The organism is Microvirga subterranea, assembly GCF_003350535.1.
GTDB classification, from domain to species: domain Bacteria; phylum Pseudomonadota; class Alphaproteobacteria; order Rhizobiales; family Beijerinckiaceae; genus Microvirga; species Microvirga subterranea.
On the sequence record NZ_QQBB01000005.1, the window covers coordinates 294,766 to 319,714 of the forward strand.

Below are 24,949 nucleotides of genomic sequence, written 5' to 3' on the forward strand. Positions count from 1 at the left end.
ATGGGAGGAGGCTGCTTTGGGAAAGGGCGCAGTCCAATCGAGCCGTTGCCGGCTCCCCTAGCGCAGTCTCGGGCCAAAGCAGCCATCACTCCGGGCACGCGCCGGGCCCAGCACGCCGTCCGCCGAAACGGATCCCCTTGATCCCTGGGGCCGAAGTGAGGTGAAGGCCCGGCCACGATCGAATGCGCAGCCCGAGGACCGCCCCTCATCTCACGTCCGAAACGCCTTGGTCGGCACCTTCGGCCGAGACCGTACCAGAGCCGACCGTCATGCACCAGGGAACGGATTGCGCCGTCGCCTGGCCTTCTTTTAAAAAGTCGGACAGGAACCCCCATTTGGAGCACGCGGAGCGCTGTGGTATTCGCAGCGCCTCCCGGGCATTGAAATCTCAGCGAAATTTCTGAGCCGGTCCAATCTTGGCAGGACGTATGAAGCAGGTAACTTTCGGAAACGATTGGCGTTTTTCCATTGCGCCGATGATGGACTGGACTGATCGTTTTTGCCGGTCGCTCCACCGCGTCCTGTCGCGGCGCGCGCTCCTCTATACCGAGATGGTCACTACCGGTGCCGTCATCCATGGTCCCCGCGAGCGGCTGCTCGGCTTCGACGAGGCGGAGCACCCGGTGGCCGTCCAGCTCGGCGGCTCGGATCCGAAGGAACTGGCCCAGGCCGCCCGGATCTGCGCCGATTTCGGCTATGACGAGATCAACCTCAACGTGGGCTGCCCGTCCGACCGGGTGCAGAACGGCCGCTTCGGCGCCTGCCTGATGCAGGAGCCCGGCCTCGTGGGCGACTGCGTCGCCGCCATGAAGGCCGCCGTGTCGCTTCCCGTGACGGTGAAGTGCCGCATCGGCGTCGACGACCAGGACACTGAGGAAGCCCTGAACCGCCTCACCGACAGCGTGGTGGCGGCGGGATGCGACGCGCTCACGGTCCATGCCCGCAAGGCCTGGCTCCAGGGCCTGTCGCCCAAGGAGAACCGGGACATTCCGCCCCTCGACTACCCTCGCGTCTACCGCCTCAAGCAGGCCCGGCCGGACCTGCCCGTCGCCATCAATGGCGGCATCAAGACCATGGCGGAGGTGCACGAGCATCTGCGCCATGTAGATGGGGTGATGCTGGGCCGCGTGGCTTACCAGGAGCCGGAGATCCTCCTCTGCGTCGACCGGGAGCTTTTCGGAGAGGAGCCGCCGGTGGCCGACGCCTTCGAGGCGATCGAAGCCTATGAGCCCTACGTGGCGGTCCGCCTCGCCGAGGGCGTGCGCCTCCACGCCATGACCCGGCACATGCTCGGCCTCTTCACCGGCCGCCCCGGCGCGCGGGCCTATCGGCGCCATCTGGCGACCGAGGGCGTGAAGCCGAATGCGGACCTTCAGACCCTGAGGGACGCGGTGGCTCTGGTCTCGCGGGAGCCGCTGGAATCGGCCGGGATGGTGCTCGCGGCCGCGGGCTGACCGGCCGGTCAATTCGTGATTGCCGTTCTGGATTTGCTCCCGCCGCAGGACGCATTCTTCGCCTGCCGGTTGGGCGGGATTTCTCGCTCAAATTGAAACATCGTGACAAAACGCACATGCTGGTGCGACATTCGGGAAAAATTCCCACGTCTCCCATTGATATGTTGTTTCGCATCCTATGATCTGGGCGTCCGGCCAGGCTTCCGCCCGAGCCGGACGCTGCGAGTGATCATGGAGACCAACATGAAGGTTCGCATTCACACGGCTGTTCTCGCCACCGCCATCGGGCTCTTCAGCCTCTCGCCGGCTTCGGCATTCTGGGATGAGAGCCGCCCTCCGCCGAATGGCCTGAACGGATTATCGACGAACGGCCTGTCGGCGAATGGCCTGTCCGCCAATGGCCTCTCCGCCAACGGCCTTTCCACGAATGGCTTGGGCACCAACGGGTTGTCAGCGAATGGCCGGTCCGAGACGGGCTACAGCGTGGGCGACGCTACGATCAGAGCCGTCGTACTGACGGACGGCGCGCGGGCCGAACTTCATTAAGATCCCACTCGAATGCATCTGCCCTTCCGCCTGCGGCGGGAGGGCCTTTGCCCATGTGCCTGCTTTCCCGATTTCTCCTTCCGGTCTGTCTCTGGCTCGCCTTCCACGCATCGGCTCAAGCGTTGGAGGGTCGCTTCGCTCTCGACGGGCTCGATCTCGTCCTGCGCCTCGACGACGACCGCGCCTTGCGCGGGGGCGGCTTGAGCGGTCTGACCCTGGTGACGGCGGCTCCCTCCGGCGAGACCGAGATCCGCATCGACGGGATCGCTCGTGAAGGCAGCCTCGCAGGGCGGCCGATCACCTTCTACCGGATGTCCGTAAAGGACCGGGATGGCGTCTACGGGCCTCTCTGCGACGTGGACCCGGACGGCGAGCGCGCCGCCTTCGCGTTCCCGAACGGGGCGGGCGGGTTCTCTCTGACCTGCACCAGTGGGGCGGAAGGCAAGTGCATCCTCTTCGGCTACCTGCCCTGGGAGACCCGCGAGGGCGTTCCGCTCCGCGACCTGCACCGGGCCTGCATCCATATGCTGCGCGCCGATTATGGCGGCGACGACCGGCCGACCACCCGCAACGGCACGAAGGTCAACCTCTACGACCGCTTCGGCATCCAGGACCCGGGCCATGCCGCCGGCATGGCCTTCGAGGCCGCCTGGGGACCGGAGGGAGCGATCTGCGTCGCGCATCCCCCATCGCCGACAACGTGACGCTCGACGAGCTGACGGCCCGCCATGCGCGCCTGAAGGGGCGCGTGGGCCCGCATGTCTGTTACGAGGAGGCGATGCGGGCCGATCCGCGCGCTCTGCTGTTCAACGAATCCGTACTGACGTGGCGCAGCCGGAGATAGACGCTCACCCCGACCGGCTGACGTCGCTGTCCTTGCCGCGCAGGATCAGCCGGTTGCCGCGAACCTCGTAGGAGGCGAGGCGTTCGAGGAACGTCATGCCCAGCAGGTTGGCGTGCAGGACGCCGCTGCGGGCGACCAGCGCCCGCACGTTGCGTTCCGTGATCGGGCCGACCGACAGGCGCTCGATCACGATCGACGCGGCCAGCGCCGTGCCGTTGGCGGTGGAGACGGGGATCGAGTAGTTCAGCGTCTCGGTCTTGATGCCGAGTTGGGCCGCGTTCTCGGCCCGCAGCACCACGGTGCTGGCGCCCGTATCGAAGATGAAGCGGGCCTCGCGGCCATTCACCTTCCCGGTCACCACGAAGCTGCCGTCCGAGCGCCGGGCCGCCACCACCTCGCCTTCGGGCGTCACGACGGTTCGACCGAGCGAGATGTCGCCGATGGCCCGGTCGAGCACAGTCTGCAATTCGCTCCGCGACCCATAGGCGACGAGGAGCGCCACCAGGATGCCGCCGCTCAGCGCGACGGACTGCACGCCATAGGTCCAGTGGCGGCGGAACCCGTCGATGATGGAGCCCGCCATGACCAGGCAGATGCCGCCGAAGCCCAGCAGCATGGCGGCTTCGAGCGGGGAAAGGTCCGCGATCGGGTCCTCGCGCACCAGCGCGACCAGGATCGCGGCGCCGAGAAGCAGGCTGCTGACTGCGCCGAGACCCGGCATCAGGAAGCCTCGTCCGGCTCAGTCGGCATGAAGGCCCGGCGCATGCGCTCCGGCAGCTCTGCCATGATGCGCAGCCGCTCCTCCTCCGGCAGGCGGAACCAGCTTCCGATCTCCTCCCGCGTGCGCCCGCAGCCCTCGCACAGGCCCGTTTCGGGATCGAGGAGGCAGACGCGGATGCAGGGGCTCGAGACGCGGGTCATGCTAAGGCTTCATGTCGTTGACCGGGCCAGCGTGGTCAAGAGGCCTATCAGCGCGGCGATCTCCGCCACCTGCTGGGCGGCGCCCGCGATGTCGCCGGTCTGGCCGCCAATATGGCGCGCCGCGAGGCCCGCGAGGGCGGCGCCGGAGAGGCCCGCGAGGGCGATCATCAGGGCGATGCCGAAAGCCGGAAGGCCGGCCGCAAGCCCCACGAGGACCGCCAGCGTCGCCGCCAGGGCCGCCGCCATCCAGAAGGTCTCCCGGGTCGGCTGGCCGACCGCGTAGGATGCTCCATCGAGCCGGGCCGGGGGGAGGAAGACCAGCGGGATCAGGCCGGCCGTGCGGGACAGGACGGCGGCGGCGAGCACCGACCCGCAGGCGCTGCCGATGCCTGAGCGCGACGCGACCTCCGCCAGGGCGCCGATCCGCAGGGCGAAGACCAGGACGAGCCCGGAGGCCCCGAAGGAGCCGATCAGGCTGTCGCGCATGATGGCGAGGCGCCGTTCCCGAGTCGCGCCGCCGAAGCTGTCCGCGGTGTCGGCAAAGCCGTCCTCATGAAAGGCACCCGTCGTCACCGTCATGGCGGCCGCCGCGAGGGCGGCTGCCAGGAAGGGGCCGAGATCGAGGGCCAGCGCCCCCGCCAGCACGAGGGCCGGGAGAACGCCGAGCACGAGGCCCGCGAGCGGCACGGTCCGGGTCATGCGGGCGAAGTTCGGCAGGGCGTGCGGATCGGGCTCCCAGGGCAGGGCCGGGACGGGCAGGCGCGAGTAGAAGCGCAGGCAGCGGGCGGTGTCGGTCAGGATTTCCCGAATTCCCCCCGTTGCGACGATCCGCGTTTCGTTCAGCTGGTCCGACATGCCCCACCCCGTTCCAGCCGACGGATAAAGCATGGCCGGGTCCTGTGGAACCCGGCCATGCCTGCAGATCATCATTTCTAGGGTTCGGGCGGCGATCAAACCCGCTGCTGACCTGCGTCGGGGAGGAGCAGAAGCGGCGTCAGATGGAGGCTTTCGGCCTCGTTGACGCCCTCCACGTCGGCACGGGAGAGGCCGATATCGGCAAGGGCCCGGTCGTCCATGCGGTAAAGCGCCCGCCGGTTCGCCCGGCCGTCCTGCCAGGCCTCGAAGGCGAGCAGGAAGCGCAGGAACGTGTTCTTCCGCGGGGCTCGGGTGGTGGTGAAGGAGCCAAGATTTCCTGTGGCAATTGCGGTGGCCATAACGGACCTCGTCAAAGTTAATTTCTCTAGGCATAGATGTGCTCCTCCCTTAGGGTGGAAGCAAACGAGATGTTCTTCTGTTTCGCCCAAGTTCAACTTGGGCAGGAGCACTGCCTAGGGTCGAGCCATGTCCCGCCGCCGCCTGCCGCCGCTCAACTCCCTCCGGGCCTTCGAGGCCGCCGCCCGCCACCTCAATTTCGAGCGGGCCGGGGACGAGATCGCCGTGACGGCGAGCGCGGTCGGCCAGCAGGTCAAGCAGCTCGAGGCCTGGCTCGGGGTGCCGCTCTTCGTGCGCCTGCCCAGCAAGGGCGTGGCCCTTACGCCGGCGGGGCAGCGCTATGCGGCGACGCTGTCGGAGCTGCTCGACGAGCTCAACGAGGCGACGGCCCGGGTCCTGCGCTCCGAGAATGCGCGCACGATCACGGTCAGTACCCTGCCGAGCTTCGCATCGAGCTGGCTGATCCCCCGGCTGGGTTCCCTGAAGGCGCGCCACCCGGATCTCGAGCTGCGCGTCTCGATCTCCACCGGCAAGACGGATTTCGCCCGCGAGGACGTGGACGTGGCGATCCGGTGGGGGAAGGGGGATTATCCGGGCTTGCGGACGGATCTGCTCATGGAAGAGACGTTCTTTCCCGTGTGCAGCATGGCGCTCAGGGACGATCCCGCGCATCCCCTGCGCGAGCCCGCGGACCTCGTCCATCATCGGCTCCTGCACGAGATCCCGGAGGGCGTGCCCGATTACATGACCTGGCCGCGCTGGCTCGCGGCCGTGGGCGTCGAGATCGCGGACGTCGAGCACGGACCGCGCTTCTCCCACACCTTCCTGGCGCTCCAGGCGGCGGCCTCGGGGCAGGGGGTGGCGCTCGCCACCAACGTGCTGATCGGCGACTACCTCGAAGCCGGACGGCTGGTGCGGCCGTTCCCGCATCAGGTGAAGGGCGCCTACCAGTATTACGTCGTCTGCCCCGAGACGACCGCCGAGCGCCCGGCCATCGCGGCGTTCCGGGCCTGGCTCCTCGACGAGGCGCGCGCCCAGATCGAGCGCGACGGGCCAGCATGAGGCGGAACGCCCACCTCTCCTAGTGGGAGAGGTGAGGCCGCCGCGGTCTGCTGACCTTTCAGATCCATCTGCCATTCTCCTCCTGCACGGCCGCCCCGGAGCCAGTGCATCCGTCGGGTCTCCCTTTCAGGCCAAAATGGTCTATAGGACGGCCGACTTCTCCTTTTCTTCCGCGCCCTTCCGGGCTGGAGCCGTTCTATGACCGATGCCGCCACCTCGCCCTTCGACGACATCCGCCGCCTGATCACCACCATGCCAGGCCCGGACGAGGCGGCTGTCGAGGCGGTGCGGCTGCGCGAGCGCCAGCTCACCAAACCGGCGGGCAGCCTGGGCCGCCTCGAATGGCTCGTCGAGTGGCTCGCGGCCTGGCAAGGCAAGGCGCCTCCGACCGTCGACCGGCCGCTCGTCTGCGTCTTCGCCGGCAGCCACGGCGTGACGGCGAAGGGCGTCTCGGCCTATCCGTCCGACGTGAACCGGCAGATGCTGGAGAACTTCGCGGCGGGCGGTGCGGCCATCAACCAGATCTGCGCCAGCCTCGGCCTCGGCTTCAAGGTCTTCGACCTCGCCCTCGACATGCCCACCAACGACATCACCGAGCGCGAGGCGATGGACGAGCGGTCCTGCGTCGCCACCATGGCGTTCGGCATGGAGGCGATCGCAGGCGGCACCGACCTGCTGGCGATTGGCGAGATGGGCATCGGCAACACCACCGTGGCGGCGGCGATCTACGCGGCGCTCTACGGCGGGCCGGCCGAGCACTGGGTCGGCCGCGGCACGGGCGTGGACGACGAAGGCTTCAGGCGCAAGGTCGCAGCCGTCGAGGCCGCCATCGCCCGGCACCGGGAGCACCTGAACGACCCGCTCGAAACCTTAAGCCGCCTCGGCGGCCGCGAGGTCGCGGCCATGGCCGGCGCGATCCTGGCGGCGCGGCTGCAGAAGATTCCCGTGGTGCTCGACGGCTACGTGGCGACAGCGGCCGCCGCGATCCTGCACGCCATCCATCCGTCCACCATCGACCATTGCGTCGCCGGCCATCTCTCGGCCGAGGGCGCCCATCAGGACGTGCTCGCCCGTCTCGGCAAGATCCCGCTGCTGGCGCTGGGCATGCGCCTCGGCGAAGGCTCGGGCGCGGCGCTCGCGGTCGGGCTCATCAAGAGCGCGGCGGCCATCCATCGCGACATGGCGACCTTCGCCCAGGCCGGAGTGTCCGAGCGCCTGGCCTGACCATGGCGCGCATTCCGCTAAAACCCCGCCGCTCCGCACGCTCCTCCGGGCTCAGCTCCCTCTTCCTGGCCCTGCTGCTGGCTGTCGCGGCCTGGTACCTGCTTCACCCCAGCGGCCGAGTGCTCGAAGGCCGCGCCCACGCCATCGACGGGGACACGATCCGCATCGGTGACGAGCGGCTGCGCCTGAAGGGCATCGATGCGCCGGAGATGCGCCAGATGTGCTCGCGCTCCGGCCGATCCTATCTCTGCGGCGAGACCGCCCGCGACGCGCTGGTCGGCATGATCGTCAACGAGGAGCTCCGCTGCCGCTCCTCCGGCCGCGACCGCTACAAGCGCCTGCTGGTCTATTGCACGGCCGGTGGGACCGACCTGAACCGGCGCATGGTTCAGGAGGGCTGGGCCGTGGCTTATGACCGGGAGTACCGGGACGAGGAGGCGGCTGCCCGCCGTCGCGGGGCAGGGATCTGGGCCGGCGAGTTCCAGCGTCCGCAGGAATGGCGGCGGGAGAACGCGCCCCGGCAGTGACGCTGCGCCGCGCTCGCGGCCGCGCGCGACGATCCCCATCTGACGGGAATGGATTCCGCCCCCGATTTCGACGAACTGTCGCGGCACATCCGCGCCTGCCGCATCTGCCGCGACGCGCCGCTCTACGGTGCGCCGCTGCCGCACGAGCCCGTCCCCATCATCCGGGGCAGCGCCACGGCGCGCCTGTGCATCGCCAGCCAGGCGCCGGGTACGCGGGCGCATGCGAGCGGCATCCCGTTCTCGGACCGGTCGGGAACGCGGCTGCGGGACTGGCTCGGACTGGACGAGGCGACCTTCTACGATGGCTCGCGCATCGCCATCGTGCCCATGGGCCACTGCTTTCCCGGGCAGGATTCCAAGGGCGGCGACCTGCCGCCGCGCCGGGAATGCGCGCAAGCCTGGCGACGGCCGGTCTTCGAGGCGCTGCCGGATCTCGAGCTGATCCTGCTGATCGGGCAGTACGCCCAGGCCTGGCATCTCGGCGAGGACTTCAAGGACGGTCTCACCGAGACGGTGAAACGCTGGCGCGAGATCCTGTCCGCTCCGCGCCGTCCGCGCATCCTGCCGCTCCCGCACCCATCCTGGCGCAACAACGGATGGCTGAGGAAAAACCCATGGTTCGAAGCGGAGCTTTTGCCCGTGCTTCAGGCCGAGCTTCGCACTATGCTCCGGCTCGACGATCGAGGAGCCACGACCCCATGAATTCGACCACCCTGCGCTGCACCGTGAACGGCAAGGTCGCGACCGTCGCGCTTGCGCGGCCCGACAAGCTGAACGCCCTCAACGCCACGATGCATGCGGAGCTGCGCGAGGCGCTGCAGTCGCTGGCGCAGGACGAGGCCGTGCAGGTGGTGGTGCTCACCGGCGAAGGCCGCGCCTTCTCGTCGGGCCAGGACCTGACGGAGGACCTGCCGAGGGATGCTGAAGGCCGCATCGATCTCGGGCCGCCGCTCGCCCGCGACTACAATCCCCTGGTGCTCACCCTCGCCAACTTCCCGAAGGTGACGATCGCGGCCCTCAACGGTCCAGCCGTCGGCGCCTCCATGAACATCGCGCTCGCCTGCGACATCGTCGTGGCGGCGCGCTCCGCCTATTTGCAGGAGGCCTTCGCCAAGATCGCGCTCGTCCCGGATGCGGGAGGCACCTGGATCCTGCCGCGCCTCGTCGGCCCGAAGCAGGCGCTCGCCCTCATGCTCACCGCCGACCCGATCCCCGCCGAGGAGGCCCAGCGCCTCGGGCTCGTCTACCGGGTGTTCGAGGACGCGTCCTTCGCGGACGATGTCGCGGCCTTCGCGGCGAAGCTCGCCGACGGAGCGGGCCTAGCCCAGCGCCTCACCAAGCAGGCGGTGGCGCAGAGCTTGTCGAACGACCTCGAAGGGCAGCTCGCGCTCGAGGCGGCGCTGCAGAGCGAGGCCGGCTTCAGCCGGGATTTCATGGAAGGCATCGCGGCCTTCCGCGAGAAGCGCGCGCCCCGGTTCGAAGGCCGCTGAGGGAGACACCAGAGCATGCGTCCGAACTACCTGATCCTCATCCTTCTCGTGCTGATGATCGTGATCGGCATCTTCATGTCGCGCGATCCCGAGCACGCCCAGCGCCTGTCGCAGATGTACCGCGACGCCTCCTTCCAGGGCGAGACGCGCGAGATCGTCCTGATGCTGCTCGCCCTCGGCATCGGCGGCTTCATCGTCTATCTCACGATGACGCGGCGGTGAGGGCGACAGGTGCGGCGGGCTCCGCCGCACCGCCGAAATCACAGCACGAAGTAGTCGTTCGGCGACGAGCCCTCGGGCCCTTCGTTGATGTCCACCACCGTCGGCCTGGCGCAGTGCCCGGCGAGGCGGAAGAGTTCGGATCCGGTCTCCTCCGTCTCGGCCGTGAAGTACAGCTTGCCCCTGAACTCGGTGAAGCCGGTGGGGTTCGAGTCGCCTTCGCCCCGGTTCAGATCGACCAGGGTGGCATGGTTGCTCCGGGGCGAGATCGAGTAGACCTCGCGCCCGTTCGCCTCCGTCTCGGCCGAGAAGTAGAGCCGGCCCTTGTACTCCGTCAGTTCCAAGGGAGTCGAACTGGCCTCGCCCGGTGCGATGTCGATCAGCTGCGGCTTCGTGCTGCCCGGGCAGAGGCGGTAGAGCTCCATCCCGTTCTCCGACGTCTGGGCGGTGAAGTAGAGCGATCCCTTGAAGACCGTGAGGTTGTTCACGGAGGAGGACGCCTCGCCGGGATTGATGTCGATGATCGTCGGCGTGGTGCTGCCCGGCTTCAGGCGGAACAGCTCCGTGCCGGTCCCGGGCGAAGAGCCGGCGAAGTAGAGCGAGCCCCTGAAGGGAACGATGCCGCTGAACGTGCCGAGGAACGAGCCCTCGGCGCCAGGGGTCATGTCGATCACTTCAGGTGTGGTGCTGCCGGGCGCAAGGCGGAAAAGCTCGTCCCCCGTCTCCTCCGTGAAAGCGGTGAAGTAGAGATATCCCCTGTACGCGGTGAAGCTGCTCAGGAGACCCGGCGTGGACCAGTCGGGACCGGGATTGATGTCGATGAGTTCCGGCGTGGTGCTGCCGGGGTCGAGGCGGTAGAGCTCGTTGCCGTTCGCCTCGGAGAAGGCGCGGAAATAGAGCTGACCGCCGAACTCGAAGAAATCGGTAGGAACCGAGCCGGTCGCCTCGGGCCCCGGCTGGGCATCGGTGGGATTGATGTCGATGAGCGTCGGCGTGTCGCTGCCGCGGGCGAGACGGTAGAGTTCCGTGCCGTTCTCTTCCGTTGTCGCCCCGAAATAGAGCGCTCCCGCGAACGGGGTCAGCTGGTACGGGTCCGAGGGCGCGGCGCCGGCATTGATGTCGAATACGGTCGTCTCGCCGGTCCGCGGGGAGTAGCGGAACAGCTCCGTGCCCTGCTCCAGCGTCGCGTTCGCGAAATAGAGCTGCCCGCCGAGTTCGGCGAAGCCATGGGGCGATCCGTAGCCGCCGCCGGGCGAGAGATCGATCAGGGTCGGCTCGTGGCTCCAGGGATTGAGCCGGTAAAGCTCCCGGCCGGCCTCCTCGGTGAAGGCCGAGAAGTAGAGCGAATGGTCGTGCGAATGCCTCGCCATGGCGTTTCCTCGAATGGTTGTCCGCGCCCCCGGATCGCCCTCGAATGGTTCTGTCGTCGTGACTGACATGCCCCGGCCACGGGGCTCCTCCCGGCCGCCCGCCTTCTCGGCCGCGGCGCCGCAATCTCCCGCACACGGAGATCCAGGCGCTATTTTCACACGCGCTGATGGAAAAGGGCGCTGACCTTTCGATCAGCGCCCTGTGGTCTTGCGAGTTAGAGCATGGCTCGAACTTACCTAGGAGGGGGCAAAAGCGGACAGGCGTGCGGCGCCGCGATCAACGGTCCAGGCGGGCGATCAGGCTCGACGTGTCCCAGCGGTTGCCGCCCATCTTCTGAACCTCGGCATAGAACTGGTCGATCATCGCGGTGGCCGGCAGGCTGGCGCCGTTCTTGCGCGCCTCGTCGAGCACGATGGCGAGGTCCTTGCGCATCCAGTCGACCGCGAAGCCGAAATCGAACTTGCCCTGATTCATGGTCTTGCCGCGGTTCTCCATCTGCCAGGAGCCGGCGGCGCCCTTCGAGATCACGTCGAGCACCGCCTCGATGTCGAGGCCGGCCCGCTTGCCGAAATGGATGCCCTCGGCGAGGCCCTGGACGAGGCCGGCGATGCAGATCTGGTTGATCATCTTGGTGAGCTGGCCGGAACCGGCCGGACCCATCAGCCGGCAGGCGCGGGCGAAGCTCATGATCACGGGCTCGGCCTTCGCGTAAGCGCCCTGGTCGCCGCCGCACATGACGGTGAGCACGCCGTTCTCGGCGCCCGCCTGGCCGCCGGAAACCGGCGCGTCGATGAAGGCCGCGCCCTTGTCCTGCGCGGCGGCGTAGAGCTCGCGGGCGACCTCCGCCGAGGCGGTGGTGTGGTCGACGAAGAGGCTGCCGGCCTTCAGGCCGTGGAAGGCGCCGTCGGCCCCGAGGGTCACCTGACGCAGGTCGTCGTCGTTGCCCACGCAGGCGAACACGATCTCCTGGCCCTCGGCGGCCTCGCGGGGCGTCGGGGCGGCGCGGCCGCCGTTCTCGGACACCCATTTCTCGGCCTTCGCGGCCGTGCGGTTGTAGACCGTCACCTCATGCCCCTTGGCCATGAGATGCCGCGCCATGGGGTAGCCCATCACGCCCAAACCCAGAAATGCGACCTTCGCCATCGTCTGCTCCCGTTTCGTCATGGTGGTTGTATGGAGACGAGGGGGCGCGGTCAAACGCGGTTAGGGCATCGGTCGCAAAAGTGGTTCCGCACTTTTGGGAGCGGTCCGATGCCCTACTTGATGTCGAAGGAAAAATACTTGGCGCGGATGCGGTCGTAGGTGCCGTCCGCCATGACCTGGACGATGGCGGCGTTGAAGCGGTCCTTCAGGGCCACGTCCTCCTTGCGCAGGCCGATGCCGTAGGACTGGTGCCGGTAGGCCGGGTTCGCCGGCGCGTCGCCGAGGATGTGGCAGCAGCCGCCTTCGCGGGATTCCAGGAACTTGGTCAGGAAGCGCTTGTCCCCGAACACGGCGTCGAGCCGGCCGACCAGAAGGTCGAGATTGGCCTCCTCGGTCTTGCCGTAGAGCTCGATCTCGGACTCCTTGTAGAATTCCTTGAGGTAGGTCTCGTGGTCGCTGCGGTCGGCGGTGCCGATGCGCTTCTCGGCCAGGGCCCGGGGCGTGACGTCGCCGGCCGGCATCTCCTTGAGCCCGATGAAGATTGCCGGGATGCGGTAATAGGGGTTGGTGAAGGCGATGCGCTTCTGCCGCCGCTCGGTGATCTCGAGCGAGGACATGATCGCATCGTATTCCTTGTTCAGGAGCCCGCGCATGATGCCGTCCCACTGGTGGACGGTCGGCATGCACTCGGCCTTCATGGCATCGCACAGCGCCTGGAGGAGATCGACCTCGAAACCCTGGAGCTCGTTGTTCTGGTCGAGATAGTTGAAGGGCGGATAGGCGCCTTCGACGGCGACGCGGATCACCGGCTTGTCCTGCGCGGCAGCAGGAAGGGCGGACGAAAGCCCGACGGCCAACGCCGCGATCGGTCCCAGTTTCCGCCAGATACTCAACAGGTCCACGTTCATCGCCCAGGTAATCCAGGTCGATATTCCGTGAAAGCGTTGTACAGTCAACGTCTGAACGGCTGAGTTACTTTGGCGCGAGGAGATTTCGTTCCGGAAAGCTTAACCGCCGGTCATGCTCATGTGGCGTCCCACCGCCGGGCGGGAATGGCGCCGGTCGATGATGAAGTCGTGTCCCTTGGGCTTGCGGGCGATGGCGTCGACGATCGCCTGCTCCAGGGCCTGGTTGGACTCGGACGTCCGCACGGGCGTGCGCAGGTCCGCGGCGTCCTCCTGGCCCAGGCACATGAAGAGCTGGCCCGTGCAGGTGAGGCGGACCCGGTTGCAGCTTTCGCAGAAATTGTGCGTCATCGGCGTGATGAAGCCGAGCTTGCCGCCGGTCTCCTTCACCCGCACGTAGCGGGCGGGCCCGCCGGTCCTCTCGGCCAGATCCTCCAGCGCGTACGATGCGGCGAGCCGGGCGCGCACCATGGAGAGGGGCAGGAACTGGTCGACGCGCTGCACCTCGATCTCGCCGAGCGGCATGACCTCGATGAGCGTCAGGTCCATGTCGCGCCCGTGCGCCCAGCGCATCATGGGCTCGATCTCATCCTCGTTCACGCCCTTGAGCGCGACCGCGTTGATCTTGACCTTGAGGCCGGCCTTCTGCGCCGCGTCGATCCCGGCCATGACCTTCGACAACTCGCCCCAGCGGGTGATGCGGCGGAACTTGTCCGGGTCGAGGGTGTCCAGGGAGACGTTGACCCGCCTCACGCCGCAGGCGGCGAGCTCCGCCGCGTGGCGGGCGAGCTGGGACCCGTTCGTCGTGACCGTCAGCTCGTCGAGGGCGCCGGAATCGAGATGCCGCGCGAGGGAGCGGAACAGGGTCATGATGTCCCGCCGCACCAGCGGCTCGCCGCCGGTGATGCGCAGCTTGCGCACGCCCCGGTTCACGAAGGTCGAGCAGATGCGGTCGAGCTCCTCGAGGGTCAGCAGGTCGCGCTTGGGCAGGAAGGCCATGTCCTCGGACATGCAGTAGACGCAGCGAAAATCGCAGCGGTCTGTCACCGAGACGCGCAGGTAGGTGATCGCCCGGCCGAAGGGGTCGAGCAGGGGGGCGTCAGCGCCGGGGGTCGTCAACGGGATCGCAGGTCCCTGCATTCTTGAGCCATCCTTGTCGCCAGGCGTCCGGGAGCTTGCCTTAAAGTTAGTTCTCCCGCAGCTATCGTCAAATCATCCCTGACGTCACGAGGATTCTCCACCATGTCCGAGCGCTGGCCAACCGAACTCCGCCTTGCCAAGGACAAGCGGACCCTGAGCATCGTGTTCGACGACGGCGCGGCCTTTCACCTGCCGGCGGAGTACCTGCGCGTCACGAGCCCCTCTGCCGAGGTGCAGGGGCACAGCCCGGCTGAGCGCAAGACGGTGCCGGGCAAGCGGAACGTGGAGATCATCGGCGTCGAGCCCATCGGCAACTACGCCGTGAAGCTGGTCTTCGACGACATGCACGACACGGGCATCTACGGCTGGGACTACCTGTACCGCCTCGGCAGCGAGCAGGCGGAGCGCTGGCAGGCCTATCTCGACGAGCTTGCCGCGAAGGGGCTGTCGCGGGAGGGGCGGTGAGGGGAGGCACCGTCATTCCGGGGCGAGCAACGCGAGAGCCCGGAACCCATAAGCGCTAGCGTCTCAAGAAAAGGCGATCAGCGTCTCGCTCAATCCTGAACCGTCAGCGGCTATGGGTTCCGGGCTCCGCTACGCGGCCCCGGAATGACGATGGTGAACTTCAACTCAGCGCTGGACCACCACGCGGGCGCCGACCTTGGCGCGGTTGTAGAGGTCCACCACGTCCTCGTTGGTCATGCGGATGCAGCCCGAGGAGACGGCCTCGCCGATGGTCTCCGGCTCGTTCGAGCCATGGATGCGGTAGATGGTGCTGCCGATGTAGAGGGCGCGGGCGCCGAGCGGGTTGTCCGGGCCGCCCTTCATGTAGCGCGGCAGGTCGGGACGGCGCTTCAGCATCTCGGCCGGCGGGCGCCAGTCGGGCCATTCGCGCTTCATCGTGACGGAGTGGGTCCCAGCCCAGGTGAAGCCCGGGCGGCCGACGCCGACCCCGTACTGGATCGCCTGGCCGTTGCCGAGCACGTAGTAGAGCCGGCGCTCGCTGGTCGAGACCACGATGGTGCCGGGGGCGTAGCGCCCGTCGAAGGAGACCACCTGCCGCTGCGGAGCGACGGCCTGGGCCTTCAGCGAGTCGTCCACGCTGTAGAGCGGCTGGCGGGTGAGAGGATCGACCGCCGTGAAAGCGGAAGCCGGCGTCGCCAGGACGGCGAAGGCGCAGGCGAGCCCGGAGAGGGCAGCGAAAGTGCGTCCCATAATTGCCTCGGAAAAATCCAGTTTGGTGCGGGTCGGTGATTGCTAAACGCAACAGCCGCGGTTCGGATCCAAGCTTTATAGGGATTTCGTAATAGAATCCTAGGCGACCTCAGCCATGTTTTCGCCACAGAGTAACCGGCCCGTTAAGGCTCCGCTGCCACATTCGGCCACCGGATCAAATTGTCCGCGCGGTTTCGGATTCTTTGGCTTGACGTCAGGGGTTTAACGCCTCTAGAAGGCGCTGGTCAGGGCGCGTAGCTCAGCGGGAGAGCATTCGCTTCACACGCGAAGGGTCACAGGTTCAATCCCTGTCGCGCCCACCATTTCCTTCCTGATCCATCATCTTCACATTTTCGTGCTCAGGATCGGAGCGCGGCCCCTGCCGCGCCTTTCATGCGGCCATCGGCTTCAGCACGTTCTCCACCGCGGCGAAGAGCTCGTCGAAATGCTCGATCACGAGATCGGGCCCGAGTTCCTGGACCGGTACGTCCGTGTAGCCGAAGGGCACGGCGATGCACGGGATGCGAGCGTTCTGGGCCGTCACGATGTCCGTTCGCGAATCCCCGATCATCACGGCCCGGCCAGGATGCCCGCCCGCGCGCTCGACCGTCATGGTCAGGTGGCGCGGGTCCGGCTTGAAGTACGGGAAGGTGTCCCGACCGCAATTGGCCGCGAAGAGGTGGCTCACGCCGAGCGCGTCGAGGAGCTTCACCGAATGCTCCTCCACCTTGTTGGTGCAGACCGCCAGGATGAAGCCTGCGGCATCGAGCCGCCGCAGCGCCGTCCTGACGCCGGGGAAGAGGCGGGTCTTGACGCAGATGTTCTCGCCGTAATGGACCATGAACTGACGGAAGAGGTCATCCAGGTAGGCCGGCGCCAGCTCCTTGCCGGCGGCCTCGAAGCCGCGCTGGATCAGGGCCCGCGCCCCTGCCCCGATCATGTCGCGGGCATCGTCCACCGGCAGGGGAGCCAGGCCCTCCCGGTCGAGAATCACGTTGAGGGTGCCGACGAGGTCGACGGCCGTGTCGGCCAGCGTTCCATCCAGATCGAAGACGGCGACGGGTGGGGTATGAATGGCCATGAAGGTCGGCTACCTGCTGAGGGCAAGGGAATCACGCACCACGATGCTATGGTGTTTAGGTTGATTCGATCTTACCGGATGGAGTTTTGGATGCGGTTCTTTGGTTCTGCGGCGGGTGTTTCTGCGGTCCTGGTTCTGGGAGGGCTCTCCTTTCCTGCGCTTGCGGCCACCTACGATTTCGTTCCCGCGCCCCAGACCGACCTCAACCGGATTTATAGGATCGATCGCGTCACCGGCGAGGTCAGCTCCTGCCAGTATGGTTTGCAAGAAGGCACGATTGGGGTGACGCTCTGCTTTACCTCGGGAGAGGGAGCGGGACCCCAGACGCCGGGCGAGTACGGGCTCGTCGCCTCCCGGCACGAGCGCGAGGGCGGCGTGTTCCGGGTCAATTACCGCACCGGCGAGATGAGCATCTGCTACGTGTTCGACGAGCGGGTCGTGTGCACGCCCCAGGCGACACCGTCCCCGGCCGCTCCTGCGACGCCGGCGCCGTCCGCCACGCCCTCCGTGCGTCCGGGCACCGGCGCGTCGCCGCAGCGGCCATAACATCCAGCCGCGCCTCCCCCTCGTTTGCAGGGGGTGAAACGTTCTTTCTTCCAGGGTCCCTTACGTGCTAAGGGCGGGGCCGAGCGGGCCCGCCCGCATGAAAATGAACGATGAGGCTTTCGTGAGCGATACACTCAAGCGCGCAGCAGGCGAACGGGCGGCGGCCCTCGTCACCGACGGCATGAAGCTCGGCCTCGGCAGCGGCTCCACGGCGGCGCACTTCGTCGCGGCCCTGGGCGAGCGCGTGCGCGAAGGACTGCAGGTCGTCGGCGTGCCGACCTCGGAGGCGACGCGCGAGCAGGCCGAGCGCGAGGGCATCCCCCTGACGACCCTCGACGAGACGCCCGAACTCGATCTCACGATCGACGGGGCCGACGAGATCGACGAGGACCTGCGCCTCATCAAGGGCGGCGGCGGCGCGCATCTGCGGGAGAAGATCGTGGCGTCCGCCAGCCGGCGCATGATCGTCATCGCCGACGGGTCGAAGCGCGTCCAGACGCTCGGGCGCTTCCCTCTGCCGATCGAGGTGGTGCCGTTCGGCCTGCGGGCGACCGAGATCGCCATCACGAAGCTGGTGGAGAGCCTGGGCCTGGAAGGCGAGCTCCGTCTGCGCAAGGCCGCGGACGGGTCTACCTACGTGACCGACGGCGGCCACTACATCCTCGATGCGCATCTCGGGCGCATCGACAAGCCGAACGTTCTCGCCTCGACGCTCAACAACATCCCCGGCGTCGTCGAGCACGGTCTCTTTATCGGCCTCGCCACCGGCGCGATCCTCGCGACCGGGGAGGGGCTCGTCGAACTCGGTCAGGTCTGACCCCTCACTTCCATTGGAGCACAACCCGATGATCCGTTCCTCATCCCGCCTCGCTGCGACCACCTTCGCACTCTTCCTGCTGGCGAGCCCCGCCTTCGCGCAGGCTCAGGCGCAGCCCAGCGAGAGCCATCTCGCGGTCGCCCGCGAGGTCGCCATCGGGTCCGGCATGACCCGCTCGTTCGACGCCATGACCGAGCCGCTGCTCGGCCAATTGCAGCAGATGAACGTGACCCGGCCCGAGATCCAGAAGGACCTCGACGAGGTGACCGCCATGCTCCGCCCCGAGGTCGAGCAGCAGAAGCAGAAGATGATCGACAGCGCGGCCCGCGCCTTCGCGACCCGCATGAGCGAGGCCGAGCTCAAGGAGGTCGCGGCCTTCTACAAGACGCCGGCCGGCAAGAAATACGTGGAGCTCCAGCCGCTCCTTCTCGACGACATCGTCCGGGACCTGGCGACCTGGACCCAGAACGTCTCGGAATACATCATGATCCGCGCCCGCGCCGAGATGGGCAAGCGCGGCCATCAGCTGAACTGAGACCGGCTGGAGGGACCTGAGGCTTTAGTCCCTTCAGCGATACGGACAACGAAAACGGCCCGGGAAACCGGGCCTTTTCTTTTGTTGTCGACCGCCGATCGTCCAAGTTTGGGCGGGTTCGGCCACGTCTTTCATGCGGCGATGAAGCTCTGCCGCTGCCAAACGGGTGCCGCGGGCTACGCTTCTCAACAAAATGGCCGGGACAAGCCCGGCCATCACAGAAAGCTTCTCAGCGAAATTTTAATTCGTGCAGGTGATCGCCACCGGCAGGTGTTCCTGTGGGCCGACGGAGGCTTTCTGGATCGATCCGGTGACCTCTTCCGGGCGGATCTGCCGGAAGGAGGTGGCGCGGGTGAAGCCCTGGGCCTCGCACCAGGTGTCCGCCACAACTTGGCCACAGGACTGGTTTGAGGTGAGGCAGCTGGCGACGCCGTAGCCGTCGGCGGCCGGGACCATGAAGGTGGCTTCGGTGGATGAGGCCTGGGTGCCGTTGGGCAGCATGGTCAAGGACGCGGCTGCGACGAGCACAGCACTACCCAACCCGAGCACGGTGAATGCGCGGCGCATAGAAACCTCACTTACTTTTACTCGTGATCCACTATCACGAAGGGGTATGAATAAAGCTCTAACGCTACGGTTTTCAGCGCGTTCCCACGCCTTTTGTATGCAATTCTGCAAATAAGGCGCGTCCACCTGACGGGAACCTTGACGCGGCTGGGCCGACAGGGCATTGATCTGTGTCATGAACACGGCAACGATCCTCATTTCCGGGATTATTTGCAGCTAGCGCATTTCGCTGGCTGGAGCCGTCTCGTTCTCATTCCAAGATCGAAACCATCCTCCGGCCTGCGGCCTGAAGGGACTTGGTTTCATGGCGCCGAACTTAAGGCTCTACAACACGCTGACCCGATCGAAGGACGTGTTCGTTCCGATCGATCCGAAGAACGTGCGCCTCTACGTGTGCGGCCCGACCGTCTACGACTATGCCCATATCGGCAATGCGCGCCCGATCATCGTCTTCGATCTTCTCTTCCGCCTTCTGCGCCATGTCTACGGCGCGGACGCCGTGACGTATGTGCGCAACATCACGGATGTGGACGACAAGATCAACGCCCGCGCCGCCCAGGACTACCCAGGCCTGCCGCACAACGAGGCCATCCGCGAGGTCACCCGGAAGACCGAGGGCCAGTTCCACGCCGACATCCGGGCGCTCGGCGTCCTCATGCCGGAGGACGTGAACGAGGCGGGGCGGCCCCCGCGCTTCGTCGAGCCGCGGGCGACCGAGCATATCGACGAGATGCGCATGATCATCGAGCGGCTCCTCGCACGCGGCGCCGCCTACGTGGCCGAGGAGCACGTGCTCTTCTCGGTTGCCGCGATGCAGACCCTGCCGAACGTGCCGAAATACGGCGCCTTCTCGAAGCGCTCCCTCGACGAGCTCCTGTCCGGCGCCCGCGTGGACGTGGCGCCCTACAAGCGCGACCCGATGGACTTCGTGCTCTGGAAGCCGTCCGGCCCGAAGGATCCGGCCTGGCCCTCGCCCGCCGGCATCGCGACGCCCGGACGTCCCGGCTGGCACATCGAGTGCTCGGCCATGTCGTGGAAGCATCTCGTGAAGGCGTTCGAGACGAGGCTTTCGTGCAGCGATCCGAGCGAGCGCGAGACCTTCGACATCCACGGCGGCGGCATCGACCTCGTGTTCCCGCACCACGAGAACGAGATCGCGCAGTCCTGCTGCGCCTTCGACATGCCGCGCATGGCCAATGTGTGGATGCACAACGGCTTCCTGCAGGTGGAAGGCGAGAAGATGTCGAAGTCGCTCGGCAACTTCTTCACCATCCACGACCTGCTGAAGGACTGGCCGGGCGAGGTGCTGCGCTTCAACATGCTGCGCACGCATTACCGGCAGCCGATCGACTGGACCGCCAAGGGCCTCGAGGAGAGCGAGAAGGTTCTCGACCGCTGGTACGAGCTGGCGGGTGAGGGCACGTCCGCGGGGCTGTCCGAGCAGGTGGTCGAGGCGCTGTCGGACGACCTCAACACGCCGAGGATGCTGGCGGAGTTGCACGCTCTCGACGGGCAGGGCGCACACGAGGAGCTCGGCGCCAATCTCCGGGCGCTCGGCTTCCTCGCGGAGGGAGCTGCTGCGTGGGAGGCGCGCAAGCGTGCGTCGCTCGGTGTCGATCCGGCCGTCGTGGAGGGATTGATCGCCGCCCGCAAGGATGCCCGCGCCTCGAAGAACTGGCCGGAGTCCGACCGCATCCGCGACGAACTCGCCAAGCTCAACGTGGTCGTGAAGGACAACAAAGACGGCACCACCACCTGGGAGGTCGCACGCTGATGGGACAGTCATCGCAGAAGCCGGGCCTGCGGCCCTTCCTTCCGGCCGACGTCGCGGCGCTCGTGGAGATCTACCAGGCCAGTGTCATGGAGCTGGCCGAGGAGGATTATAGCGAGGCGCAGCGCTCCGCCTGGGCCGAGATCGCCGATGACGAGAGCTTCGCGAGGCGGCTTGCGGAGGGGCTCACCCTCGTGGCGACGCTCGAAGGTTCGCCGGTCGGGTTCGCGTCGCTTAAGAACAACGAGCACGTGGACTTTCTCTACGTCCATCCCGAGGCGGCGGGCCAGGGCGTCGGCGCCATGCTCTACGACGCGGTCGAGAAGCTCGCCCGCGCCCGCGGGGCAAGCCGCCTGACGGTCGATGCCAGCGACACCGCGCGGCTCTTCTTCGAGCAGCGCGGGTTCACGCCTCAGCGCCGGAACACCATCTCGCTCGGCGACGAGTGGCTTGCCAACACCACCATGGAAAAGCGCCTCACGGCGCCCGAGGACGAGAGGCGTCCGTCATGAGCCGCGAGCGGATCTATCTCTTCGACACCACCCTGCGCGACGGCGCCCAGACCACGGGCGTCGATTTCTCGATCGAGGACAAGAAGGCGATCGCGGGCCTGCTCGACCGGCTCGGCATCGACTACGTGGAAGGCGGTTATCCGGGCGCCAATCCGCTCGACACCACGTTCTTTGCAGAAAAGCGGACCAGGAACGCGAAGTTCACGGCTTTCGGCATGACCAAGCGCGCCGGCCGCTCGGTCTCGAACGATCCCGGCGTCTCGGCCCTGCTGGAGGCCGAGGCCGACGCGATCTGCTTCGTGGCCAAGGCCTGGGACTACCATGTCCACGTAGCGCTCGAGACGTCTCTCGAGGAGAACCTCGCCGGGATCCGCGACAGCGTCGAGGCCGCCCGCGCGCGGGGCCGCGAGGTCGCGGTCGATTGCGAACACTTCTTCGACGGCTACAAGGCCAATCCCGACTACGCGCTCGCCTGCGCCCGGACGGCCTACGAGGCCGGGGCGCGCTGGGTCGTGCTCTGCGATACCAACGGGGGCACCCTGCCGCACGAGGTCACGGAGATCGTCGGTGCGGTCGCGCGCGTCGTGCCGGGCGACCATCTCGGCATCCACGCCCATGACGATTGCGGCTGCGCGGTCGCCAACTCGCTCGCGGCCGTGGAGGCGGGCGCCCGGCACATCCAGGGCACGCTCAACGGGCTGGGCGAGCGCTGCGGCAACGCCAACCTCGTGACGCTCATCGGCGCCCTGAAGCTGAAGGACGGTTATGCGTCCCGCTTCGAGCTCGGCGTCACGGACGAGACGCTGGGCCAGCTCACCCACGTGTCGCGGCAGGTGGACGAGGTTCTCAACCGGCCGGCCAACCGCCACGCGCCCTTCGTGGGCGCGAGCGCCTTTGCCACCAAGGCGGGCATCCATGCCTCGGCGGTGCTCAAGGACCCGCGCACCTACGAGCATGTGGAGCCGGAGGTGGTCGGCAACGTGCGCAAGGTGCTGGTCTCCGACCAGGGAGGCCAGTCGAACGTGCTGGCCGAGCTGAAGCGCCTCGGCTTCGAGCTCCAGAAGGGCGATCCGCGGGTCGGCCGCCTGCTCGACGAGGTGAAGCGCAAGGAAGCCGAGGGCTTCGCCTTCGAGGGGGCGGACGCGTCGTTCTACGTGCTCGTCAAACGCATGCTGGGCGAGGTCCCGGCCTTCTTCGACGTGGAGCGCTTCTCCGTGAACGTGGAGCGCCGCTTCAACGCGGTGGGCGAGCTGGTCACCGCCTCGGAGGCCATCGTGAAGGTGCGGGTGGGCGACGAGGTGCTGATCTCGGCCGCCGAGGGCAACGGCCCCGTGAACGCCCTCGACGTGGCCCTGCGCAAGGATCTCGGCAAGTACCAGGACCTGATCCAGGACCTGGAGCTGATCGACTACAAGGTTCGCATCTACCAGGGCGGCTCGGACGCGGTGACCCGCGTCCTGATCGAGTTCGGCGACGCCTCCGGCGACCGCTGGACCACCATCGGGGTCTCGGCCAACATCATCGACGCCTCGTTCCAGGCTCTGACGGACTCGATGGTCTACAAGCTCCTGAAGAGCGGGGCGGGGCTCTAGCGCATCGTGCGGAAAAGTGGACCCGGTTTTCCGTAAAGAACGATGCGCCGCCAATGGTGGAGCATCGGATTGGTCCCAAAAGTGCAAGTCCACTTTTGGGTCCGATGCTCTAGAACCGCTCCTCGATCACGTCCTCGTTGGCCACGAGGCCGATGCGGCGGGCGGAAGCTTCGAGCATTGGGATCACCTCCTCGACGCGTTCGGCCACCAGGTAGTTCAGCTCCAGCCCCTGGCGGATGAAGCCCTGGTCGCGCATGTGGGCGAAGAGGGTCAGCAGGGGCTTCCAGAAGCCCTTGGTGCTGAGCAGCAGGATAGGCTTGGTGTGGCGCCCGAGCTGGGCCCAAGTCATCTGCTCGACCAGTTCCTCCAGGGTGCCGATGCCGCCCGGAAGGGCCACGAAGGCGTCGGCCTTCTCGAACATCAGGCGCTTGCGGGTGTGCATGTCGGGAACCACGATGGTTTCCTGAACGGCATCGAGCAACTTCTCGCGGGACTTGAGGAATTCCGGGATAATCCCGGTGACATAACCCCCATGGTCCAGGGTGGCCTGGGCCACGGTGCCCATGAGGCCGACATTGCCGCCGCCATAGACGAGCCGGATGCCCTGTTCGGCCATCGCGCGGCCTAATGCCGCCGCATTTTCAGCGAAAACGGGGTCGTCCCCGAAACCGGAGCCGCAATAGACGCAAATCGATTTGATATCGGACATGAGCATTTCAAAGGAGCGGGGAGCATCCCGCGCTGAATCGTAGAACATTGTTATTGTTCCTTATGGCCGTAGCCTTTTGAAAGATAAACGGTTTAAATGCACGAAAGTGCCTGAGTGTGAGAAAAAGCATGGCGATTGAGAAACAGATCAGCGGAACCATCGCTGTTCTCGGCGGAGCAGCCGTTGCCGTCGTCGCTGTGCTGCTCGGGGTCCTCTACTGGGAACGGTCCGAGACGCCGCCTCCGTCCCAGAGTGCGTCGGTGGCTCCGGCCCAACCGGCCCCGGGCCAGGGAGCCTCGTCCCCCGGCGCTCCGGGCCAGCAGGCTGCGCAACCAGCCCCGAAGGCGGAAGCCTCCAAGGCTCCCGAGGCCAAGCCCGCCGACGCTCCGGTGGCCCCGTCCTTCGACGTGGTCCGCATCGAGCCCGACGGCGAGAGCGTGATCGCTGGCCGCGCCGCCCCCGGCGCGACGATCGAGCTGCTGCGCGGCGACCTCGTCCATGCCCGTGCGGCCGCCGATGCCTCGGGCCTCTTCGCCATCGTGCCGCCGCCGCTGCCGCCCGGCTCGCACCAGATCGCCCTGCAGTCGATCGCGCCGGACGGCACCCGCCAGCGCTCGCGCGAGAGCGTGACCGTGGTGCTCGATCCGGCCAAGACCCGGCCGCTCGTGGCGCTGACCGCGCCCGACAAGCCCACGGTCCTTCTCTCCAATCCCGAGCCGCCGGAGCAGAAGGCAGCCCAGGCTCCCGCGCCGGCTCCTGCCCCCGAGACCAAGCCGGCCCCCGAGGCGAAGGCGCCGGAAGCGCCGGCCAAGCCCGCGCCGCAGCAGCAGGCGAGCGCGTCTCCCGAGACCGTCCCGCCAGCCCCCGCGCCGGCGGAGCCCGCCGCACAGCCGGCCCCGCGGCCCGAGATCAAGATCGTCACCGTCGAGGCGGAGGACGGAAAGCTCTTCGTGTCCGGCCAGACCGCCGCCGGCGCCACCGTGCGCCTCTACCTCAACGAAAGCTTCGTGGCGCCCGGAGGGGCCGGCAGCGACGGCAAGGTGTCCTTCGCCATCGGCAGCGGCGTCCGTCCCGGCGACTACCGGGTGCGCCTCGACGACGTGGATCCGGTCTCCGGCCAGGTGAAGTCGCGCGCCCAGGTGACCTTCAACGTGCCCGCCCAGGTGGCGACGGCGCCGACGCCGCCTTCGACCCCGGCACCGGCTGCGCCCGAGGTCGCCGCGGCCCCGTCCGCCCCTGCGACAGCCGGCCTGCCGGCTTCCGCCACCCGGACGGCCTCGGCGGACTCGGTCGTGATCCCGTCCGGCACGGTCGTGATCCCCAACATCAACACCACCATCGTGTCGAAGGGCGACAACCTCTGGCGCATCAGCCAGCGGACCTACGGGAAGGGCGTGCGCTACACGGTGATCTACGGCGCGAACCAGGAGCAGATCCGCAATCCTGACCTGATCTATCCCGGCCAGGTCTTCGTTCTTCCGGGGGAAGAGCCGCAGAAGACCAACTGATTAGAGAGGCGGGCAGGGTGAATTCCCGACTTTAATCA

The 24,949-nt window shown here is 67.3% G+C and carries 29 protein-coding genes and 1 tRNA gene; 18 read left to right on the top strand and 12 right to left on the bottom strand.

Features of this window, described 5'->3' with window-relative positions:
* Positions 1 to 428: 428 nt before the first annotated feature.
* The 3 genes from dusA to DES45_RS14675 all read left to right on the top strand — a co-directional run bounded on the left by dusA (position 429) and on the right by DES45_RS14675 (position 2,704).
* Entirely contained in the window at positions 429 to 1,454 is a 1,026-nt protein-coding gene (dusA, locus tag DES45_RS14665) for a tRNA dihydrouridine(20/20a) synthase DusA (RefSeq protein ID WP_114770760.1), read from the top strand.
* Between the two features lie 243 nt (positions 1,455 to 1,697).
* Positions 1,698 to 2,000: a hypothetical protein gene (locus DES45_RS14670; protein ID WP_210210221.1), complete on the top strand. Its 303-nt coding sequence runs from the start codon at positions 1,698 to 1,700 to the stop codon at positions 1,998 to 2,000.
* Between the two features lie 53 nt (positions 2,001 to 2,053).
* Positions 2,054 to 2,704 carry an ADYC domain-containing protein gene (locus DES45_RS14675; RefSeq protein WP_114770761.1) on the top strand — a complete coding sequence of 217 codons (651 nt, stop codon included), beginning with the start codon at positions 2,054 to 2,056 and terminating at the stop codon, positions 2,702 to 2,704.
* A gap of 144 nt (positions 2,705 to 2,848) precedes the next feature.
* Here the strand turns inward: DES45_RS14675 and DES45_RS14680 are convergent, their stop codons facing one another.
* The 4 genes from DES45_RS14680 to DES45_RS14695 form a co-directional block, all read right to left on the bottom strand.
* Positions 2,849 to 3,565, bottom strand: coding sequence for a retropepsin-like aspartic protease family protein (locus DES45_RS14680; RefSeq protein WP_245571727.1), 717 nt, complete (start codon positions 3,563 to 3,565; stop codon positions 2,849 to 2,851).
* Positions 3,565 to 3,765, bottom strand: a complete 201-nt coding sequence (locus DES45_RS14685) for a DUF1289 domain-containing protein (RefSeq protein ID WP_114770762.1) — start codon at positions 3,763 to 3,765, stop codon at positions 3,565 to 3,567. Before DES45_RS14685 ends, DES45_RS14680 begins: the two co-directional genes overlap by 1 nt.
* A 9-nt stretch (positions 3,766 to 3,774) precedes the next feature.
* Positions 3,775 to 4,620, bottom strand: coding sequence for an adenosylcobinamide-GDP ribazoletransferase (locus tag DES45_RS14690; RefSeq protein WP_114770763.1), 846 nt, complete (start codon positions 4,618 to 4,620; stop codon positions 3,775 to 3,777).
* A 95-nt stretch (positions 4,621 to 4,715) separates the two neighbouring features.
* The gene (locus tag DES45_RS14695; RefSeq protein ID WP_114770764.1) at positions 4,716 to 4,979 is read right to left on the bottom strand and encodes a DUF1127 domain-containing protein; all 264 of its coding nucleotides are present in this window, start codon (positions 4,977 to 4,979) and stop codon (positions 4,716 to 4,718) included.
* A 127-nt stretch (positions 4,980 to 5,106) separates the two neighbouring features.
* On the opposite strand from DES45_RS14695, the gene DES45_RS14700 reads away from it, so the two are divergent.
* From DES45_RS14700 to DES45_RS14725, 6 genes are all read left to right on the top strand, one after another.
* Positions 5,107 to 6,039 (top strand): transcriptional regulator GcvA, encoded by a 933-nt coding sequence (locus tag DES45_RS14700; RefSeq protein WP_114770765.1) that lies wholly within the window; start codon positions 5,107 to 5,109, stop codon positions 6,037 to 6,039.
* Positions 6,040 to 6,237: 198 nt separating this feature from the next.
* Positions 6,238 to 7,263, top strand: coding sequence for a nicotinate-nucleotide--dimethylbenzimidazole phosphoribosyltransferase (gene cobT, locus DES45_RS14705; RefSeq protein WP_114770766.1), 1,026 nt, complete (start codon positions 6,238 to 6,240; stop codon positions 7,261 to 7,263).
* A gap of 2 nt (positions 7,264 to 7,265) precedes the next feature.
* The gene (locus DES45_RS14710) at positions 7,266 to 7,790 is read left to right on the top strand and encodes a thermonuclease family protein (RefSeq protein WP_114770767.1); all 525 of its coding nucleotides are present in this window, start codon (positions 7,266 to 7,268) and stop codon (positions 7,788 to 7,790) included.
* Between the two features lie 48 nt (positions 7,791 to 7,838).
* Complete coding sequence (locus DES45_RS14715; RefSeq protein WP_114770768.1) at positions 7,839 to 8,492, top strand: uracil-DNA glycosylase family protein; 654 nt, start codon at positions 7,839 to 7,841, stop codon at positions 8,490 to 8,492.
* Positions 8,489 to 9,280: an enoyl-CoA hydratase-related protein gene (locus tag DES45_RS14720; protein WP_114770769.1), complete on the top strand. Its 792-nt coding sequence runs from the start codon at positions 8,489 to 8,491 to the stop codon at positions 9,278 to 9,280. Before DES45_RS14715 ends, DES45_RS14720 begins: the two co-directional genes overlap by 4 nt.
* A 15-nt stretch (positions 9,281 to 9,295) precedes the next feature.
* On the top strand, positions 9,296 to 9,502 hold the full coding sequence (locus DES45_RS14725; RefSeq protein ID WP_114770770.1) for a hypothetical protein: 207 nt from the start codon (positions 9,296 to 9,298) through the stop codon (positions 9,500 to 9,502).
* Positions 9,503 to 9,540: 38 nt separating this feature from the next.
* Here the strand turns inward: DES45_RS14725 and DES45_RS14730 are convergent, their stop codons facing one another.
* From DES45_RS14730 to moaA, 4 genes are all read right to left on the bottom strand, one after another.
* Positions 9,541 to 10,869: a hypothetical protein gene (locus tag DES45_RS14730; protein ID WP_170151514.1), complete on the bottom strand. Its 1,329-nt coding sequence runs from the start codon at positions 10,867 to 10,869 to the stop codon at positions 9,541 to 9,543.
* 277 nt (positions 10,870 to 11,146) lie between these two features.
* A complete protein-coding gene (locus DES45_RS14735) occupies positions 11,147 to 12,013 on the bottom strand; it encodes an NAD(P)-dependent oxidoreductase (protein ID WP_114770772.1) in 867 nt (288 codons plus the stop codon).
* A gap of 113 nt (positions 12,014 to 12,126) precedes the next feature.
* Positions 12,127 to 12,915, bottom strand: a complete 789-nt coding sequence (locus tag DES45_RS14740) for an ABC transporter substrate-binding protein (protein WP_170151515.1) — start codon at positions 12,913 to 12,915, stop codon at positions 12,127 to 12,129.
* A 105-nt stretch (positions 12,916 to 13,020) separates the two neighbouring features.
* Positions 13,021 to 14,058 (bottom strand): GTP 3',8-cyclase MoaA, encoded by a 1,038-nt coding sequence (moaA, locus tag DES45_RS14745; RefSeq protein ID WP_114770774.1) that lies wholly within the window; start codon positions 14,056 to 14,058, stop codon positions 13,021 to 13,023.
* A 102-nt stretch (positions 14,059 to 14,160) separates the two neighbouring features.
* Here moaA and DES45_RS14750 point away from each other — a divergent pair, with 102 nt between their 5' ends.
* On the top strand, positions 14,161 to 14,523 hold the full coding sequence (locus DES45_RS14750) for a gamma-butyrobetaine hydroxylase family protein (protein ID WP_114770775.1): 363 nt from the start codon (positions 14,161 to 14,163) through the stop codon (positions 14,521 to 14,523).
* 165 nt (positions 14,524 to 14,688) lie between these two features.
* Here DES45_RS14750 and DES45_RS14755 read toward each other — a convergent pair whose 3' ends face one another.
* Positions 14,689 to 15,273, bottom strand: coding sequence for a L,D-transpeptidase (locus tag DES45_RS14755; RefSeq protein ID WP_114770776.1), 585 nt, complete (start codon positions 15,271 to 15,273; stop codon positions 14,689 to 14,691).
* A 248-nt stretch (positions 15,274 to 15,521) separates the two neighbouring features.
* Here DES45_RS14755 and DES45_RS14760 point away from each other — a divergent pair.
* A tRNA-Val gene (locus DES45_RS14760) sits at positions 15,522 to 15,596 on the top strand.
* A 68-nt stretch (positions 15,597 to 15,664) separates the two neighbouring features.
* Here the strand turns inward: DES45_RS14760 and DES45_RS14765 are convergent.
* A complete protein-coding gene (locus tag DES45_RS14765; protein ID WP_114770777.1) occupies positions 15,665 to 16,354 on the bottom strand; it encodes an HAD family hydrolase in 690 nt (229 codons plus the stop codon).
* A gap of 90 nt (positions 16,355 to 16,444) precedes the next feature.
* On the opposite strand from DES45_RS14765, the gene DES45_RS14770 reads away from it, so the two are divergent.
* From DES45_RS14770 to DES45_RS14780, 3 genes are all read left to right on the top strand, one after another.
* The gene (locus tag DES45_RS14770) at positions 16,445 to 16,900 is read left to right on the top strand and encodes a hypothetical protein (protein WP_114770920.1); all 456 of its coding nucleotides are present in this window, start codon (positions 16,445 to 16,447) and stop codon (positions 16,898 to 16,900) included.
* 103 nt (positions 16,901 to 17,003) lie between these two features.
* Entirely contained in the window at positions 17,004 to 17,717 is a 714-nt protein-coding gene (gene rpiA, locus DES45_RS14775) for a ribose-5-phosphate isomerase RpiA (RefSeq protein ID WP_114770921.1), read from the top strand.
* A 28-nt stretch (positions 17,718 to 17,745) separates the two neighbouring features.
* Positions 17,746 to 18,252, top strand: coding sequence for a DUF2059 domain-containing protein (locus DES45_RS14780; protein WP_114770778.1), 507 nt, complete (start codon positions 17,746 to 17,748; stop codon positions 18,250 to 18,252).
* A 240-nt stretch (positions 18,253 to 18,492) separates the two neighbouring features.
* Here the strand turns inward: DES45_RS14780 and DES45_RS14785 are convergent, their stop codons facing one another.
* Positions 18,493 to 18,819 (bottom strand): hypothetical protein, encoded by a 327-nt coding sequence (locus tag DES45_RS14785; RefSeq protein WP_114770779.1) that lies wholly within the window; start codon positions 18,817 to 18,819, stop codon positions 18,493 to 18,495.
* A gap of 304 nt (positions 18,820 to 19,123) precedes the next feature.
* On the opposite strand from DES45_RS14785, the gene cysS reads away from it, so the two are divergent.
* From cysS to cimA, 3 genes are read left to right on the top strand one after another with little or no spacing between them, the layout of a single operon-like run.
* On the top strand, positions 19,124 to 20,593 hold the full coding sequence (cysS, locus tag DES45_RS14790) for a cysteine--tRNA ligase (RefSeq protein ID WP_114770780.1): 1,470 nt from the start codon (positions 19,124 to 19,126) through the stop codon (positions 20,591 to 20,593).
* On the top strand, positions 20,593 to 21,102 hold the full coding sequence (locus DES45_RS14795; RefSeq protein ID WP_114770781.1) for a GNAT family N-acetyltransferase: 510 nt from the start codon (positions 20,593 to 20,595) through the stop codon (positions 21,100 to 21,102). Before cysS ends, DES45_RS14795 begins: the two co-directional genes overlap by 1 nt.
* A complete protein-coding gene (cimA, locus tag DES45_RS14800) occupies positions 21,099 to 22,694 on the top strand; it encodes a citramalate synthase (RefSeq protein WP_114770782.1) in 1,596 nt (531 codons plus the stop codon). The genes DES45_RS14795 and cimA overlap by 4 nt, the downstream gene beginning before the upstream one ends.
* Positions 22,695 to 22,803: 109 nt before the next feature.
* On the opposite strand, the gene DES45_RS14805 is transcribed toward cimA, so the two are convergent.
* The gene (locus DES45_RS14805; protein ID WP_114770922.1) at positions 22,804 to 23,403 is read right to left on the bottom strand and encodes an LOG family protein; all 600 of its coding nucleotides are present in this window, start codon (positions 23,401 to 23,403) and stop codon (positions 22,804 to 22,806) included.
* Positions 23,404 to 23,531: 128 nt separating this feature from the next.
* Here DES45_RS14805 and DES45_RS14810 point away from each other — a divergent pair, with 128 nt between their 5' ends.
* Positions 23,532 to 24,911: a LysM peptidoglycan-binding domain-containing protein gene (locus tag DES45_RS14810; RefSeq protein ID WP_114770783.1), complete on the top strand. Its 1,380-nt coding sequence runs from the start codon at positions 23,532 to 23,534 to the stop codon at positions 24,909 to 24,911.
* Positions 24,912 to 24,949 lie beyond the last annotated feature (38 nt).